Raw genomic sequence first — 17089 nt, forward strand, 5'->3', positions numbered from 1 at the left:
GTGATGGTGGATTGCAAGATGTGTCTGCCGCTGTACGGCTGTAAGGAGGGGGCATGACCCACACTAAGGAACCGGAGCAGGGCGCTACTGAGGTGCGAGAGCCTGAGTTCACGTCGATCGAGATCTGCGCTGGGGCCGGCGGACAAGCCATCGGTCTGCATCAGGCTGGCTTCGGGCACCTGGCCCTGGTCGAAATCGACAGATACGCCGCGGCCACCCTGCGCGAGAACATCGAGGTGCACCCGAAGTGGGACTGGGAGCGGGACAACTGCGATGTTCTCTGCCAGGACGTGCTGGAGTTTGAGCCCGAGCGCGATCTGAAGAAGAGTGCCAGGCTCTATCGCCGAGGTGAGGTTGACCTGCTGGCCGGCGGTGTGCCGTGCCCGCCGTTCTCCCATGCTGGCAAGCAGCTCGGTGAAGACGATGAGCGTGACCTCTTCCCTCGCATCTTGGCTCTGGCCGAGAAGATCCGTCCCCGAGCCGTGATGATCGAGAACGTCCGCGGCCTCATGGACGCCAAGTTCGACGGCTACAGGTCCCGGATTCAGGCGAAGCTCGAGGAGATGGAGCCAAGCGACGATGGGCTGCCTGGCTATGAGGTGGTGGGGTGGGAGGTATTCGAGGCGGAGAAGTTCGGCGTTCCGCAGCTCCGGCCCCGCTCGATCCTTGTCGCCTTCCGGAGGGACGTCCTCAAGGATCTGAAGTACGAAGCTCCCGCGCCCAGTGCCGAGCGAGTCTCGGTCTTCAAGGCCCTGGAGAAGACGATGCTGGAGCGCATTAAGCCGTTTGAAAAAGGGCCTCGGGCCGCGCAGGCACGGCGAGTCTTCGATGACTGGAAGCAGGCTGCTGACAAGGACGTGGCTCCCACGCTCGTCGGCGGCTCCAAGAAGCACGGCGGCGCCGACCTCGGTCCCAGTCGCGCGAAGAAGGCGTGGCGAGCGCTAGGGGTCTCGGGTATGGGCGTCGCTAACGCGCCCGTGGAGGGTGAGCCGACGGGCACTGAGGACAGGGATCTGTTCGGTGCTGAAGGCCCGATGCTTACGGTGCGCCAAGCCGCAATCATTCAGGGGTTCCCGACACGCTGGGACTTCAGCGGGGGCAAGACGGCCCAGTACCGGCAGGTAGGAAACGCGTTTCCGCCGCCTGTCGCGCAGGCCATCGGCGAATCGATCATCGATGTGCTGAAGGCGGCGCGGGAGCGCAATCAGAAGCAGGGCTAGCTGTCCGGCTTCGCCTTCCGGGCTGCGCTGCGACGCTTCTCGACTTCGGCCGCGATGCGTGCAGCGCAGTCTTCGGAGGGTTCATGTTCCCAGAACCGAAGCACCGTCCAGCCCGCCTCTTCCAGGCGCTGGTCGGTGTCACGGTCGCGGGCCATGTTCCGCGCGACCTTGTCTGACCAGTAGCCCGGGTTGGTCTTTGGCGGCACGTAGTGTTCGGGGCAGCCGTGCCAATAGCAGCCGTCGATGAACACGGCTACTTTCACCGGACCGAACACCAGGTCGGCGGTCCGGCGAAGGCCTGGCAGCGGCTTGGCTGCGACTCTGTAGCGCAAGCCTTGTGCATGCACGAGCTTCCGGATCAGCCACTCCGGTTTGGTGTCGCGGTTCCGGATGGCCTGCATGTTGCGTCGGCGGGCTGCGGAGGAGGCCCAAGATCCTTGAGGAGGAGTCCAGTTGTCAGACACCTCTGCCCTCCTGGACGTAGATCAGTAAGCTCTGAACGCGCGTGTACTGAGGTTGGTCGGCGATCAGGAGCACCCTATGCCAATGCCAGCAAGTGATGCAGAGAGTGGCCTGGGACTGAAGCCCGCTCTCGCGACGGTGCCCTCGTGGCTCCCCGAGCTGTTTGCGTGGAAGCCGACGACGAAGGGGAACCAGAGCTTGGTGGCGAAGACGCTCGGAAGGGATACTGCTCCGAATATCGCGGATGGCTCGCAGAGGGCGAGTCTTGGGATCGCTGGCTACATCTTCGATCGACTGCAGATCGCAAAAGAAACCGAAGACGACGACGAGAGCCTTGGGAAGCTCTTGGAGGTCAGCGTCCAGAAGCACTTGACAGAGTGTTTCGGAAGCGATCCCAAGTCCGGAGAATGGCAGGTTTCCAGGAATAGTAAGATCTGGGACTTCTGGCAGTATGCGCATATCCAAGAGCTGAAGGAAGCCGCTGAAGAATACCCCGACCTGACGGATCTGATTGCTGGCGACTATCTGATCGATCCAGACGTCACTGTAGGTGTTCCGGGCAAGTATGGGGAAGTTTTGAGGGCGGTCGTTTCCTGTAAGTGGACAATTAGATCAGACCGTGCGCAAAATGTCCGTCACGAGTTCAACTCGCTCATTAAGTCACGTCGTGGCAGAGCCCCGCACCTGGTTGCGGTAACGGCTGAGCCACTGCCGAGCAGATTGAGTGCGTTGACGCAAGGTATGGGTGAGATAGACGCCGTCTACCATGTCGCTTATGAACTCTTGAGGGAAGCAGTGAGTGAGTACACTCCGCTAACATTGAAAAAGGGTGAGAAGTCGCAGCAAGAGCATCTAAGTGCAATGATAAAAACTGGGCGCCTCAGGGACTACCAGGAATTGTCTAGCGATATTCTTGCCGAGTGAGATGTTACCCTTCGATGGTGTGTTTGTGGAATTTCATCTACTGCTTGGTGTGTGATGGAAGGAGTGGGGCTGAGTGGGGAGTGTCCAGCTCCCTTGCGCACGCCCAGTAGTGCCCGTTGAGGAATGCGGTGGGGCGGTCTGGCTCCGACTCCCGCACTTCAACGACCCGCGCAGCAACGAACTCTCCTTCTTGGGGGATTGGTAGCCCTAGCTGGGCAGCTATGCGCTTGTGGCTGTCGTAGTCGCCCATGATGATGATCCCCTCGGGCTGTAACGCTGATCTGCATCCACCATTGCCGCGAACCCGTTTCATGTAGTCCTTCTGCTGCGCCACAGTTCGCACTACGTTGCGGCTGATGCGCCGCTTCTGTACGCGCCGGAACAGCTCGTTCAGGCGCTGCTGCCCGGACTGCGGTGCGAAGACTGCGGCGCGGTCGGTTGGGTGCATGTGGAGGAGTACGTTCTCGGGGAGTTCCGCGGTGTGCCACAGCCAGGCGATTTTGTCCCGGTGTATGGCCTTTATGGTGAGCTTGGAATCACGGTTGCTTCCCTTGTTCAGCCACTCTTCCTTGACCCGGAAGAGGCCGGCGCTCCAGCGGCTCTCCTGGTCGTTTGCCCACACGAGCAGGCAGAGATGCCCCCTGGCCTCGGGTGGGATCATCCAGCCGCCGAAACTCTGCGAGTACTTGCAGTCCACCTCGATGTCGGCGATCCGGTAGTCCATCGCCCTGCCATCTGCGAACTTGAACTCCCGCTGCAGATTGATTTCTACAAGAGTTCCCGCGTGGGTCCGCTCCGTCTTGTACAGGGACTCCCAGGCGTATCGGCCTGTGACCTCGCCGTTCAGCAGCTGATCGATCGTGTTCCGGAGCACTGTCGCGAACCGTTCTCCCTCGGGATCCATGCGGCTGAGCTCCGAGTGCACTGTCTGGAGCTCGGCGTCGAGTTGCAGCTCGTCCGCCACGCGGATGTTCTGTGCGGCATGGATGTCGATGGGTAGCACTTGGATCCCCCTCAGGCTCAACTAACCGGAATGGTAGCGTCGTTGAGGTGTCTGGAATCCTTCGCCCGGAACCGCACCAGTCGGCGGTCCGCGCTCAAGGCCGAGGTCGGCGGGATCAGGGTAAAGGCCATCACGATCTTCGACGGGTCGGCCGATCCGTTGCGTACGACGGCGTGGACGTCGCTGTGGCTGTCACCATCGACGACGGGGTACAGAAGGACGACTCCGGTTGTTGGGCCGACTGCGCCATGCTGATCCGGGTGGAGGCCGAGCGGTGAGGCTGCATCGTCGATGAGGCGCTGTGCGGCCGTGCGGTGTTCCACGCTGGCGATGCGCCCGAAGGACGTCTTGCCGGCCTGCCGCTTGCGTCGGACCAGGGACAGCGGGATGGAACCGAGGATGCCGGCCTCGACACGTTTGTTTGAGGCCAGTCGGGGCGAGACGAGCAGCCAGTTGTCCACCTTCGCCAGCGAGCCGTCGAGCTGCCTCAGATAGGTCAGGTGGGGGTCGAAGTAGCGTGGACGCTCCCACTCAAGCTGGGACAGCACGCCCACGAGATCGTCGTGAGCAACGATCCCGGTGAGAGCTTCGAAGGTACGCTTCAGAGAGCTGGAGCTGTCCGGTGGATTGCTGAATGACACCGGCGTTGTATCCAGCGCATCGAGAAGCGGCCGCCAGCGTTCACTGTTCCGCTTGTGTGCCGCGCTGTTGTTCAGCGGGTACGAGGCAGGCTCGATGGGGCGCCCAGGGGACCGGATCTCTACGAGTTCCGCGTTGAACATCTTGTTGCGTGCGGAGGGCCTGACCCATGGCAGATGCTGTGCCACCAGAGGAGGCACCTCCATGGGCGTCACCTGGGGTTCTCCATCGACTACCACGGCGTATTGGGCCAGCTGCTGCCGGAACGTCTCCTCGTCCCGGCATATCGCTTCATACGCCTCGTACAGATCCGCGGACTTGTCGCGCCCGAAGGGTTCTTCCCGCCCGATGTAGAGCCTGACAAGGTCGCGGTATCCGGGTCTGAACCCGAACCAACGCCCCATCTGCATCAGCGTGTCCGCCTGCTGGGTGGTGCGCCGGTAGTAGGTGACCGTCAGGCCCTCCACGGTGAAGCCGCGCGACAGCTTTGTACCGCCGACCAGGATTTTCCATACGTGCGGGGTCCTGTCGAAGTCGAGGCCGAGCTGATCGAAGTAGCGGTCGCTGTCGCCGTTCACGACGATGACCGGCTGGCCGTTTGAACCGATGCGCTGCCGAGCCAGGTTGACGTACGGGCGAAGCTCCTCATAGGAGGCCGGTGATGGGAGATCAGACGCACGTGCCTCGCTCACCGGAATGATGTCGGAGGCCCAATGAGCGGCAAGTCGCTCATGGCCTGCCGACGAGCTGTATCCCGCCTGATGCCACATGGAATTGATGCGCAACGCGAGTTCGGCATGGTCGTCCTTGCGAACGGACTGATGCACAAGCATCGTGTGGTGCCGGAACGGCTTCTCCGGGACTCCGTGTTCAGCTCGGTAGAGCTTCAAGGCGCCAGACAGGACAAAGGCGTCCATAGCCTCCTGCAGGCGGTCACCTGTTGACTCATAGATCCCTCGGACGTGCGCCTTCTCTTGCGAGTTAGCGAATGTCTGTTCGTCTTCTGCCACGGGAGAGTCCAGGTCGTGGAAGTCCTGAGCACCCATATACCCGGTGGGGCGGGGAAGCGAGATCAGGAAGTCGCTTGGGAAGATGTCCTCGTCGTCACCAGGGTCAACGAACACATTGGCAAACGGAGTTGCCGTGTAACCCACGTACTGCGCCCGAGGGAGGAGCTTTAGAAGCTCCGAGATCAGGCCGTTGATCGCCGTGCGCTCGGTGGTACCGGCTTCCCACTTCTTCGGGTCCAGCGTGTTCACGGAAGCCTGGTCGGACTCGTCGTCGATGATCAGGGCAGGGAGCTCTCCAAGCAGCCCGTGAATCTGCTTGAGGTCTTTGACGAGCTTGGTGAGGACGGACTTGTTCTTTTTCACCACCAGTACTCGAGCCGCGGCGTGATGGATGTTCGCCGGGTCGTGGAGCGGACGGGTTGGCTCGCGCTTTTCGAATTCCAGTGCCCGGATGCCCTGGGCCAGGCTCTTATAGTCGTTGTCCCGGGTCGTCAGGCGCTCGATGTCGAAGGCGCCCAGCGTGGAGGGGCGTCCTCCGTGCCGGACGAACTCGGGCCAGTCCGCGTCGTCGTCGCTGACGTAGTCAACGCCGACCAGGGAGTCCAGGTCGTTGAGGTCGGCGCCCCGAAGAATGTTCTCCTGGCCGATCAGTTCCATGTCGAGGCGGCGTTGAGTCTGTGCGCGCAGGAGGTTGAGAGTGCCGCCGAGCACGATGACGAGGCGGTAGCCGACATCGATCGCCTTGGCTGTGACGCCGGTGAAGTTGGCTGTCTTGCCTGACTGGACGTAGCCCACCACCAGGCCCTTCGCCTGCCGGGCCGCGGCCTGTTCGGGGTCGGTGAGGCGTTCGACGACCGCCCGGCTCGCCTCGTCCAGGCTGGCTATCGCCGCGTCTGACCAGCCCTTGGCGCGGAGCTTCCCCTCGTATGAGGTCCAGTAGAAGGACCGAGTAGCCGCCCGCTCCGGGGTGTACCAGGGGGTGAACTCGCGGGTGATCACGGTGGGGCCGGGGATCTTGGCCACGGGAACGGCGTTGTCCAGCGCCTTCCGCAGGTCGCTGCCGAATCGGAGCCGGTCGTAGATGACCGTCCGTCGTTCGTCGGTGCGGGCACGGGTGTCCAGTGCCCAATGAGGTTCTTCCGCGAAGTCCCATGCGGTGACGTGGCGGCTCCACAGGGCCGTGAGTGCCTCGTCCGCGCTGACCAGACTCTCGTGGAAGCGCTCCTCGCTGAGGTCGGCGTCCGGATAGTCCTCGTCGGCGGCCAGCGCGGCCCAGCGTTCGAAATGCTTGGGGCTGCTGACCATGCCTGCGAGAGCGGAAGCATGGATGTTCAGGAGAACGTCGGCCGGGGTGTAGTTCATGGGCGGGCCTTAGTCAGCGGTCAGCGGTCAGCGGTCAGTGGGGCCAGGGGCGGGTGTCGTACGGCGGTCAGGAGAGCGCCTGCGTACGCCGTGTGCGATGCGCCTCCGCAGAGGCCAGGAGAATGGTGTTCCAGTAGTCGACACGATCTTGTCGGCTGCGCTCCCAGCGCCCAAGCCCGAAGCAATCCTCAAGAAGCAGATAAAGCAGGGTCTTTGTGACGGGAACATCGTTCGCGCCGCCCCGTCGGCCGTCATTGAAGTCCTCGCGGAAGTCCTTGTTGAGGATGACGGTGTTGTTCTCGCGGTCGAGGTCGAAGAACCGGTCGCGGGGAAGCGCCGCCCATGTGAACGTGATCGGTTCCTCGCCTGCCTTCTCGGGCAGTTCCTCCTTGATAACCCGCTTGATCTTCGGATCGAGCCCCTTGCCCGGAGGCGTGACGGGCTTCCGGACGATCTCCGTGCGCCTCGAACCGCTTCGATAGGCGGCCTCGGCGTCGCTGAGGTACTGGTGGAAAGTGTTTCCCCCGGCGTCCACCGCTTTGTCCACGCCGAGAGTGAAGGCGGGGGTGACCGTGACCCTTTCCTTCTTCACGTCGAGACTCAGGACGCTGTTCTCGTCCGAGGGGAGATCCACGGCTACCCTGGCCAGTACGAGGTGTCCTTCGGGATTGCGCAGGCCGTTCCAGCCTCCCGCCTGCACGAGGCGGTCGTTCCGGTAGAAGTAGAAACCCTGACGGTCCGCGAGCGCACCGATCTGCCGGAAGCCCGCCTGTTTCGACTTGGCCGGCCAGATGTGGGCGGTCAGGCACATGTCCCCCATGCCCTCGACCGGCGCCGTGAACTCCCTTGGGTATCCCTTCTTCCCGGGCACTGTGTACCCGAAGGGATCCAGCGCCTCTACGGCGATGTGGTCCACTTCTTCGCCGAGCTCATTCGCGCTGCTGCTCACGTCCCATACGGCAATGTCAAGCTGGAGACCGCGCTGCAGGAAGCGGTGCAAGTAGAGGCCGAGGTGGTTCTCCAGGCGGGCGATCGCCTTCGACAAGTACTGGTCGCTCTGCCCCGGCGTCACGGTTTCGAACGTGCGCACCCCGTCCCATCGCACGACCGTGCCGTGCCACTCGATGAGGCCGTCGTACCGGTCGACGAGATCCTGCGCGTATCGAGGGTCGACGGTGTCACAGCGGAAGCTGTCTTCGATCCCCTCCGCGGTGAGGCGGCGGCCTGCGGCACGACTGCGCTTCGTACGGCTGACCACGGTGAGGGACGAAGCATGCGAGAGCGATGCGGCCTTCAGGCCGGTGCCGTACATGCCGAGGGCATGTTCGCCGTACGTGCGGCGCCTCCCGACCGTCATCGCGTCATCGAGTCCGGCCTCGTCCATTCCCTTGCCGTTGTCGATGATCAGCAGCGTCAGGATCCGCTTGGCGTCACGCAGGAAGTGCACCACGATCTTGTCTGCACCCGCGTCGATCGAGTTGTCGATCAGGTCCGCTACGGCGACCTCGAAGCCGTAACCCTGGTTGGTCAGGGCTCGCCCATAGCCGGCGTCTGGTGGCAGATGAGTGCTGCCGGTAGTGGGGACGTCGTACTGCCAGACGGTGCCGGGCTCGTAGGGCATCGCTTCCTCAAAGGCACAGGTCAGAGCCACTCCGCACACGGCGGCCCTTCGGTTCACATGGTAAATGTGACCGTACTGCAAAGGTGGGACATTGCGGGAGGTTGAACCGTGAAGTGGGATGATAAATCCCTTATCTGCCAAGGGGGTTCAGGCGGCAGGCCACGGGGTGCAGGAGCCCGAAGGGGTCCAGATCAGCTGCCTGTTCCGTGGCACTCGCCATACGCCCGCCCCGACCCGCACCAGCACCCCGCCCCCCGCTGCGGCGGCCAAGCCACCGCCCGTCCCCGTGCCGCCAGCGTCGTCGCGTACTGCGGAAGCAGGGTCGTGTCGTCCGGGGACGAGAGCTCCGAGGCGGCGAAGGCTTCGTAGGACGGGACCGTGCCCGTCACGATGCCCAGGTTCGGGGTGCCGGAGGCCGACAGTTCCCTCAGGGAGCCCTCTATCGTCGCCAGGTGCTCCTCGTGGGAGGGGTACTCGGCCGAGAGTGAGGGATACGCGGAGAGCAGCTCAGTCAGCTCGTCCGCCGTCCAGTGCAGTACCGCCACCGGGAACGGGCGGGACAGCGCCTCCCGGTACGCGCCCAGCTCCGCCCGCAGGCGCGAGATCTCCGCCTCCAGCTCCGCCGGGTTGTCCGAGCCGAGGGACCACACGCGCTTGGGGTCGTGGAGTTCGTCCAGGGAGATCGGCATCGAGTGGAGCGTGTCCGCCAGGGCGTCCCACTCGTCGTGGGCGACGCCCAGCATGCGGCGTACGCGATGGCGGCCGAACAGGAGCGGGTGCGTGGCGTACGGGGGCTCCGGGACGTCCGTCAGGAGGAGGCGGGCACCCTCCGTGAAGGTTTCCTGCGCCTGCTCCAACTCGTCGTGGGACTCCAGGGCCTCGGCGACGATCACCCACGCTGCCGGGTCCCGGGGAGAGGACGACCGGACGCCGTCGATGATCGCGCGGGCCTCTGCCTCGTGGCCGTACTCCCACAGGTTCGATGCCTTGAGGGCGCGTACCAGGTGGGGGTTGTCCAGGGGAGCCGACGACGCCAGCAGGCGGTCGTAGAGCGCGGTCGCGGCGGGGCGGTCGCCGGACAGTTCCAGGTGGGCCGCGGCTTGGAGGAGCAGGGCCTCGGCGTCCTCGGGGTAGAGGCCGGCGGTTCGCTCCAGGCGTGCCGCTTCGGCGGTGTGGTCGACGTTTTCGGCAGGCGTGTCGGGGCGCATGGGGGACACCGTACTGCCCACGGCTGACGGAGGAGAGGACAGAGGGGAGAAGAGGGGGCAGATATTGCCTGGTCCAGCCGGTCCGCGGTGCTGTCCTCGTCCCTATGCCTTTCCTATGCCTTTGCCATGTACAGCAGCACCAGGAAGGGGATCGTGATCAAGGGCGCCATGGCCGGCCAGCGGGCCGGGCGGGCGTCCTTGCGGCGGCGGGGTCCCCGGACGTTCACTGCCAGCAGCGCGATCAGCAGCATCACGCCGGTCACCGCCAGCAGGAACATCATCACCGGGGCGTGATCGAGCGTGTGGTAGTCGCAGTTCGACATCTCCCTCAGTTCCGGCCCGGTTGCGAAGGCGTCGCAGTCCGAGGGGAGGTACTCGGTCAGCAGCCAGTACGTCAGGTGGAGCGGGATGATCGCGGGTACGCCGAGGGCCAGGTTGGCCAGTGCGGGCGCCGGCAGGCCGAACCGGCGGCCGGCTCGGGGCGGGCGCCCGCGCTCGTCTTCCCCTGCTTGCGTGGCTGCTTTCGTCACGTGACACACGACGTTCCGGATACGCCTCCGGTTGCCTTCATGGCGCCCCCGGCCCGAGTCGCTTCAGATCACCACCCCGTCGATCTGCAACGTCTGCACCGCCTTCGCCGCGAACGGCACCGCCACCGACTTTCCGCTCAGGTACGTGTTCGCGTACGCCCGGTACTGGTCCCCGCCCGTCGTCACCGTGTTCCAGCGCGGGACCAGGCCGCCCGAGCCGCCGGCGACCGTCGTGAAGCGGGACAGGTCGAAGGTCAACGTCTGGGCCGAGGCCGACGTGTTCACCGCCACGATCACCAGGCGGCGCGCGGTCGCGTCGTAGGCCGCCGCCGCGTAGCTCACGCCCGTGTCGAGGATGCGCATGCCGGGGCGGATGTGGCGGCTGAATTGGGCCATTACGTAGTACTTGGTCTGGATGGTCGTGGGTTGGAGGGTGTTCGCGTCGTACGCGATCATCGCCCAGCCTGTCGACGGGTCCATGACCTGCCAGTAGCACCAGGCGGTCGGGTGCAGCCAGCGGAAGTCGTAGCAGAGGTTGGAGGCCAGGGTGAGGCCGGTGCCGTCGCTGTCGCCCGTCTCCGAGTTCCAGAGTTTCTTGCCGGACGTCGTCACCACGTCCGTGTGGAGGAGGTCCCTGCGGCCGCCCGAGCCCTGGTAGCCGTGCACGTTGACCTGCGAGACCAGGGCTTTCGTCGACGTACCGAAGGACCCCCACGTCGAGCGGGCCGTGTCGTAGTTCGTCTCGTCCGAGGCCGCGATGCGGACGCCCGTCAGGCCGCGGCTGTCCAACTCGCTGCGCATATGAGGGAGCACGGCCGCCTGGACCGCCGGGTCCAGGTGGCAGCCCTCCTGGGTGCCGGTCGCCGTCCACCAGCTCGAGGCCGGCTCGTTGAAGGGGTCGACCGTCGCGAAGTTCACGCCCCAGTTGTTCCTGGCGTACAGGGCCGTGGCCGCCAGGTGGGAGGCGTGCTGGCGGTAGTTCCAGGTCTGGAGGTTGTTGCCGCCGTCCGCCGCGCCGGACGGGTTGTGGTTGGAACACATCCACCACATGGGGGAGTTGGCGAAGAGTTCCGTGGTCGCGCCGCGAGAGGCCGCTTTCACCAGCATCGCGCGCTGGTTGGCGTCCGCGGTCCAGTTCCAGGCCGAGGAGGCGGGGTCCTCGTTGTTCCAGTCCTGCCAGAAGCCCTCGATCTGCTTGAAGCCGGGGATGTTCGGCGACTCGACCATCGTCTCGCCGTTCACGCTGTTCCAGCTGCACGCGCCGAGGTTGTAGCGGGCGATGTTGAGGCCGAGGCCGGGCAGGGCCGTGCCGTTGTACGTCACCGAGTTGGTGGTGAAGAACAGGTCGGCGAAGTCGTTCCGGTTGCCGAAGACGTTCGCCCACCAGGCCAGGGACGTGCCCCAGCCCTCCCAGGTGCCGTACGAGGTGCCGGGGTTGACGGCGATGGTGGCGTCCGCGTGGGCGGTGCCCGTCGCCAGGGCACTGCCGAGGAGTGCGCCGCCCGATGCCGCCAGCAGAGTTCTACGTCGGATCATGACTTCTCCGCTTCGCTCAACAGCCGGTGTCGGCGGTGTCGTCGTCGAACCGGCTCCGTGGCTGGTCCCGTTCGTGCCGTTCGTGCCGTCAGGAAGCATCGGGTGTGGCGCGTGAGGTTGTCGAGGGTTCTGACAGCCCTTTCTCAAACCTGTGGAGGAAGGGGTGAGGGGGTGCGGGGAGGTGTTCGGAGGGCCGGACACGGCGGGGACGGCCGGGTGTTGAAGCGGGGGTGGGCCCCGAGCCGGAGGTGAGCCGGGTCGGGACAGGTGTCGCTCCGGGCGAGGTGCACGCGTCGGGACTGCGGCAGGTCGGCGACGCTCGTTGTGCGTACGGCACTGGAGACCTCGCGCCCCGCCCCTTATCGTGCGGGCGGCCCGGTGAAGGAGGCTCACGGATGGTGCGGGTTCGCGTCGTGCAGCACAGCGGGCTCCGGCGGCGTGCCCTGTGGCGCCGGGTGCTCTGGGGTGGCGGGGAAGCGCTCGTCACCGTCGGGGTGGTGCTTCTGCTGCTGGTCGTTCACCAGGTGTGGTGGACCAACCGGGAGGCGAGGGCGGGCGCCGGGCGTGAGGTCCGTGCCCTGGAGCGGGCCTGGGACGGTGAAGGCGGCGATTTCGGTACGGCCGTACCGGCGCCGTCGGCTGCGGCTGAACCCTCGCTCGCGGACGTGCCCGCGGACGACGGGGGGTCCGAGCCCACCGCCGGCACCCGGCCCCGGTCCGCCACCCCGCCCGCCCCCGACTGGTCCCAGGCCTACGCCATCCTCAGCATCCCGCGCCTCCACCTGCGCGTGCCCGTCGCCGAGGGCGTCAGCAAAGCGGGTGTGCTCAACAAGGGCTACGTCGGCCACTATCCCGGCACCGGGCAGCCGGGCCAGGCCGGCAACTTCGCCGTCGCCGGGCACCGCAACACCCACGGTGAGCCCTTCCGGTACATCAACCGGCTCGCTCCCAAGGACATCGTGCGGGTCGAGACACGGAGCGCGACGTACACGTACGCCGTCGACCAGACCCTGCCGCAGACCGCCGCCCACGACGCCAGTGTCATCCGGCCCGTCCCGCGCTCCCGCGTCAAGCCGCGCTACGGATACGAGGCCCCCGGGTACTACCTCACCCTCACCACCTGCACCCCCGAGTACACCTCGAAGTACCGTCTGGTGGTGTGGGGCAAGCTCGTGTCGATGCGACCGCGCTGAAGCCGCAGCCCTCAGGCGGACGCTCCCCGCTCCCGCAGCACCCCCACACTCACTGCCGCCACCAGCGCCAGCCCCGCCGACACCACCATCGCGATGTCCGCACCCCGTGCCAGGCCGCCCTCGGCGGACGTGGCGAGGGCGATGGTGAGGGCCACTCCGGCGCAGGAGCCGATGTAGCGGAAGGTCTGCTGGGCGCCCGAGCCCATCGCGGCTCGCTGGGCCGGTACGGACTCCACGGAGAGCAGTGGCAGCGCGGCGTTCAGCAGGCCGCTGCCGATTCCGGCCAGCAGCAGGCCGGGCAGCAGCCGGGGCCAGGAACCCGCGTCCAACGCGCCCAGCATCGCCAGTGCGCCGCCCGCGTGGAGGACGAAACCGATCGCCAGCTGCCACCGCGGTGACACCCGGCCGGACAGTCTGCGGGCCTGGAGGGCGACCGCGAAGGACAGGCCGGACCACAGAAGGAACAGCCATGCCGTGTCCATCGCGGACAGGCCGAGCGTCTGCTGGAGCAGTGCCGGCAGGAAGCTGAACAGGCCGATCACCGCGAGCCCCGTGAACAGTCCGCCGGCGGAGGACGCGAGGAACGGGGGACGGCGGAGCAGGGACAGGTCGATCATCGGGGTCGCCGTGCGGCGCTCCACCGCGGCGAAGAGACCCAGCAGGGCCACGCTCGCCAGGAGCAGCAGGCCCACCGGTGCCCGCAGCCAGCCGTCACGGCCCAGGGTCAGTGCCGCCACCAGGGCGACCAGGGCCAGCCCGAAGGTGACGGCTCCGGCGAGGTCGGGGCGGCCGCCGCGCGGGGCGCGGGATTCCGACAGACAGCGCGTGGACAGGGCCGCCACGACCAGCGCGGCGCCGCCCAGGACGCCGTAGGAGAGCCGCCAGTTCGGTATCGACCCGGTGAGGACCGGGCCCAGCGCGATGCCGCCGCTCACGAACGCGCCCCATACGCCGGTCGCGTGCAGGCGGCCGCGTGCGCTCGGGAAGGCGTGGACGATCAGGCCGAGGCTGCTGGCGAGGAGGGCCGCGCTCGCCGCTCCCTGGGCGACGCGGGCCAGCGTGAAGAGCCAGGTGCTGCTTGTCAGGGCGCCCAGGGCCGTGGTGATGCCCAGTGCGAAGGTGCCGGCGACGAAGATCCGGCGGCGGCCGTAGTCGTCGGCGAGGCTGCCGGCCACCAGCAGGAGTGCGGCGAGGCCGAGCGGGGTGCCGTTCAAGAGCCAGGCCTGGGCGGAGAGCGGGGTGTGCAGGGCGGCGGCCGTCTGGGGGAGCGTGACCATCGGCGCGGTGTACGTCATCAGGGCCACGACGGTGGCGGAGCTGGTGAGGGCGAGGGTGGCACGTGGGTTCGCGGGCTGCTCCGCGGCGGGGCCGGGGGCGGCCTGTGTGGCGGCGGCCGTCGGCGTGAGAGTTCGTTCATTGAACCTGGGCATGTGCCCCACCGTAGCATCGTAGGTTCGTTCATTGAACCAAGAAGGTGGAAAGGCGTTACAGTGGGCGCCATGGCACTGGGCAAGGACTACGCGACACAGGAGTGCTCGATCGCCCGGGCACTGGAGATCGTCGGTGAGCGCTGGACGCTGCTCGTCGTCCGCGACGCCCTGTACGGCATCCGGCGCTACAACGACTTCCTCGTCCACCTCGGCATCCCCCGCGCCGTCCTGGCGGCCCGCCTCCAGGCGCTCACCGCGGAGGGCGTCCTCGACAAGCGCCGGTATCAGCAGTCGCCGCCGCGGGACGAGTACGTCCTCACAGACCGCGGCATCGCGCTGTGGCCGACCCTGCGCTCGCTCGGCCTGTGGGGCCGCGAGCACTTCGGCGAGGAGAAGCTGCGCGTCTTCCGGCACGCCGACTGCGGTACGGAACTCGGCCCGTACGGCGAATGCCCCGCCTGCGGAACCGTCGTACCCGTCCCGGACGTCGAGATGGTGCCGGGACCGGGACTCGATCCGGACCCGGCGGATCCGGTCAGCCGGGCGCTGCTCAAGCCCAAGCGCCTGCTGCAGCCCATCGACGCCGAACCGGCCGACGTGGCGGATCCTGTGCATCCTGTATAACGAACATCAGGACGAGTTCGTCAGGACACATCCGTCAGGACACGTCTGACAGGACGAGTGCGTCAGGACGAGTGCGTCAGGGCAAGTGCGTCAGGGCAAGTGCTCACGAGGGGAGGGCCGCCGATGATCCGCAGTTGGACGCGTCTGCGTCCCGCCGCCGCGCTGGTGCTGCTCTTCCTCGAGATCGCGCTGCTCGACACCGGCAGCCTCTCCGCGACCGTCGCGCTCGCCGCGACCGCCGCCGCCGGCTCCGCGTTCGCCCTCTGCTCGCTCCTCGCCTCGCGCGCCGCGCCCGCGGTGGCGCCGACACGCGTGCGCACCGCCATCCGCGACCGGGCCCGCCGTACGGCATTCCTGCCGCAACGCGACCCCGACGCCTCGGGCCGGCCCCGGCCCAGGGCACCCGGACACGCCCTCCCGGCGACCGCCGCGTAGGGCACGCACCTCTGACAGCTGCCACGTGTGACCCCGCGCGGGTCGTCATGCCGCCATGCCGATTTCCGGCATTTCTCTGATTCCACCGGCACGACGAGACCCCCGGAGGGCTCACCCATGTCCGTTTTCGCCGACCTTGTTCAGCAACTTGCCGACCTGCTCCAGCCACTGTTCGGCGCCACCGCGGCCGCCGCTGCGATCGTCCTGTTCACCGCGCTCGTACGGCTGCTGGTGCATCCGCTGTCCCGGGCCTCCGCGCGCGGGCAGAAGGCGCGGGCCGAACTGCAGCCGAAGATCGCCGAGCTGCGCAAGAAGCATGCGAAGAACCCGGAGCGGCTCCAGCGGGCCGTGCTGGACCTGCACGCCGAGGAGAAGGTGTCGCCGCTGTCCGGGTGCCTGCCCAGCCTGTTCCAGCTGCCCGCCTTCTTCCTCCTCTACCACCTGTTCTCGAACACGACGATCGGCGGCAAGGCGAACGAGCTGCTGTCGCACCAGCTGTTCGCCGCACCTCTCGGAGACCGGTGGGCCGACGCGCTGGGCGACGGTGGGGCGTTCGGCGGTGCGGGGCTCGTGTACGTCGGGCTGTTCGTGGTCGTCGCCTGCGTCGCCGCGTTCAACTACAGCCGTACGAAGCGGATGATGGCCGCGAATCCGGCGGTGCCGGTGGTCGACGGGGAGCCGGTGCCGGGGATGGGGGCCATGAGCAAGGTCATGCCGTTCATGTCCTTCTTCACGCTCTTCACCGTGGCGGTGGTGCCGCTGGCGGCCGCTCTGTACGTCGTGACCAGCACGACGTGGAGCGCGGTGGAGCGGGCCGTGCTCTACCGCTGAACGCCGGCTCTCCATTGCTGATCTTCGATCCTTCGAGGCCTGCGGCCCTCGTGCCTACGGTCCAGTACGTGAACCGGGTATTGCGGACTGGCCCTGGACCTTGGAGGATCGACCAGTCCTCCGATGGCTGCACCCGTCGGCGGGCGCCCGCGATCGAGGGAGATTGTGATCATGAAGCTGCTGCGAGTCGGTACGGCGGGAGCGGAGCGGCCCGCGCTGCTGGACGCCGAGGGGACCCTGCGGGATCTGTCGGGCGTCGTGCCGGACATCGACGGACCGCTGCTCGCCGACGACGCCGCGCTCGGCCGGATCCGCGCTGCCGCGGACGCCGGTGAGCTGCCCGAGCTGGACGCGACCGGGCTGCGGGTCGGGCCGCCGCTGGGGCGCATCGGCAAGGTGGTGTGCATCGGGCTGAACTACCACGACCACGCCCGCGAGACCGGCGCCGAGCCGCCCGCCGAGCCGGTCATCTTCTTCAAGGCCGCGGACACGGTCGTCGGGCCGAACGACACCGTGCTGGTCCCTCGCCGGTCGACGAAGACCGACTGGGAGGTCGAGCTCGCGGTCGTCATCGGACGTACGGCCCGGTATCTGGAGTCGGCCGAGGAGGCGCTCGCGCATGTCGCCGGGTACGCGGTGGCGCACGACGTGTCCGAGCGGGAGTTCCAGATCGAGCGGGGCGGGACCTGGGACAAGGGCAAGAACTGCGAGACGTTCAACCCGCTGGGGCCCTGGCTGGTGACGTCGGACGAGGTGCCGGACCCGCAGAACCTCGCGCTGAAGCTGTGGGTCAACGGCGAGCTGAAGCAGGACGGCACCACGGCCGAGCAGATCTTTCCGGTCGCCGAAGTCGTGCGGTACGTCAGCCAGTTCATGACGCTGTATCCCGGTGACGTCATCAACACGGGCACGCCGGCGGGGGTTGCCATGGGGCAGCCCGAGCCGAAGCCGTATCTGCGGGCGGGGGATGTTGTCGAGCTGGAGATCCAGGGGCTCGGTCGGCAGCGGCAAGAGTTCAAAGACGCCTAGAGGGGGTGGGGGCTGCGCGTGTACGGCGGGTG

15 protein-coding genes are annotated in these 17089 nt (G+C 66.9%); 7 read left to right on the forward strand and 8 right to left on the reverse strand.

The annotated features are described in order from the left end of the window. Positions 1-53 precede the first annotated feature (53 nt). Positions 54-1220 (forward strand): DNA cytosine methyltransferase, encoded by a 1167-nt coding sequence (locus tag ACFY5C_RS21300; protein ID WP_389446407.1) that lies wholly within the window; start codon positions 54-56, stop codon positions 1218-1220. On the opposite strand, the gene ACFY5C_RS21305 is transcribed toward ACFY5C_RS21300, so the two are convergent. Next, positions 1217-1684, reverse strand: coding sequence for a very short patch repair endonuclease (locus ACFY5C_RS21305; RefSeq protein WP_389446408.1), 468 nt, complete (start codon positions 1682-1684; stop codon positions 1217-1219). The genes ACFY5C_RS21300 and ACFY5C_RS21305 overlap by 4 nt on opposite strands. A gap of 82 nt (positions 1685-1766) precedes the next feature. On the opposite strand from ACFY5C_RS21305, the gene ACFY5C_RS21310 reads away from it, so the two are divergent. Further along, positions 1767-2606: an NgoMIV family type II restriction endonuclease gene (locus ACFY5C_RS21310; protein ID WP_389446410.1), complete on the forward strand. Its 840-nt coding sequence runs from the start codon at positions 1767-1769 to the stop codon at positions 2604-2606. 37 nt (positions 2607-2643) lie between these two features. Here the strand turns inward: ACFY5C_RS21310 and ACFY5C_RS21315 are convergent, their stop codons facing one another. The 6 genes from ACFY5C_RS21315 to ACFY5C_RS21340 all read right to left on the reverse strand — a co-directional run bounded on the left by ACFY5C_RS21315 (position 2644) and on the right by ACFY5C_RS21340 (position 11515). After that, positions 2644-3609: a NaeI family type II restriction endonuclease gene (locus ACFY5C_RS21315; protein ID WP_389446412.1), complete on the reverse strand. Its 966-nt coding sequence runs from the start codon at positions 3607-3609 to the stop codon at positions 2644-2646. Positions 3610-3626: 17 nt separating this feature from the next. Continuing rightward, entirely contained in the window at positions 3627-6620 is a 2994-nt protein-coding gene (locus ACFY5C_RS21320; RefSeq protein WP_389446414.1) for a Z1 domain-containing protein, read from the reverse strand. Positions 6621-6687: 67 nt separating this feature from the next. Further along, positions 6688-8241, reverse strand: a complete 1554-nt coding sequence (locus ACFY5C_RS21325; RefSeq protein WP_389446690.1) for an ATP-binding protein — start codon at positions 8239-8241, stop codon at positions 6688-6690. Between the two features lie 191 nt (positions 8242-8432). Continuing rightward, a complete protein-coding gene (locus tag ACFY5C_RS21330; protein WP_389446416.1) occupies positions 8433-9449 on the reverse strand; it encodes an SEC-C metal-binding domain-containing protein in 1017 nt (338 codons plus the stop codon). Between the two features lie 113 nt (positions 9450-9562). Further along, positions 9563-9979, reverse strand: a complete 417-nt coding sequence (locus ACFY5C_RS21335; RefSeq protein WP_389446418.1) for a hypothetical protein — start codon at positions 9977-9979, stop codon at positions 9563-9565. Between the two features lie 63 nt (positions 9980-10042). Next, positions 10043-11515, reverse strand: coding sequence for a glycoside hydrolase (locus ACFY5C_RS21340; protein ID WP_389446420.1), 1473 nt, complete (start codon positions 11513-11515; stop codon positions 10043-10045). 395 nt (positions 11516-11910) lie between these two features. On the opposite strand from ACFY5C_RS21340, the gene ACFY5C_RS21345 reads away from it, so the two are divergent. Further along, a complete protein-coding gene (locus ACFY5C_RS21345; RefSeq protein ID WP_389446422.1) occupies positions 11911-12708 on the forward strand; it encodes a class E sortase in 798 nt (265 codons plus the stop codon). Between the two features lie 11 nt (positions 12709-12719). Here ACFY5C_RS21345 and ACFY5C_RS21350 read toward each other — a convergent pair whose 3' ends face one another. Next, on the reverse strand, positions 12720-14138 hold the full coding sequence (locus tag ACFY5C_RS21350) for an MFS transporter (RefSeq protein ID WP_389446424.1): 1419 nt from the start codon (positions 14136-14138) through the stop codon (positions 12720-12722). Positions 14139-14207: 69 nt separating this feature from the next. On the opposite strand from ACFY5C_RS21350, the gene ACFY5C_RS21355 reads away from it, so the two are divergent. The 4 genes from ACFY5C_RS21355 to ACFY5C_RS21370 all read left to right on the forward strand — a co-directional run bounded on the left by ACFY5C_RS21355 (position 14208) and on the right by ACFY5C_RS21370 (position 17057). Continuing rightward, positions 14208-14762, forward strand: a complete 555-nt coding sequence (locus ACFY5C_RS21355) for a winged helix-turn-helix transcriptional regulator (RefSeq protein WP_389446425.1) — start codon at positions 14208-14210, stop codon at positions 14760-14762. Between the two features lie 123 nt (positions 14763-14885). Then, positions 14886-15197 carry a DUF6412 domain-containing protein gene (locus ACFY5C_RS21360; RefSeq protein WP_389446427.1) on the forward strand — a complete coding sequence of 104 codons (312 nt, stop codon included), beginning with the start codon at positions 14886-14888 and terminating at the stop codon, positions 15195-15197. A 117-nt stretch (positions 15198-15314) separates the two neighbouring features. Beyond that, on the forward strand, positions 15315-16028 hold the full coding sequence (locus ACFY5C_RS21365) for a YidC/Oxa1 family membrane protein insertase (RefSeq protein ID WP_389446429.1): 714 nt from the start codon (positions 15315-15317) through the stop codon (positions 16026-16028). 171 nt (positions 16029-16199) lie between these two features. Then, entirely contained in the window at positions 16200-17057 is an 858-nt protein-coding gene (locus ACFY5C_RS21370; RefSeq protein ID WP_389446431.1) for a fumarylacetoacetate hydrolase family protein, read from the forward strand. Positions 17058-17089 lie beyond the last annotated feature (32 nt).

Origin of the sequence: Streptomyces sp. NPDC012935, from assembly GCF_042900345.1 — a bacterium.
GTDB lineage: Bacteria > Actinomycetota > Actinomycetes > Streptomycetales > Streptomycetaceae > Streptomyces.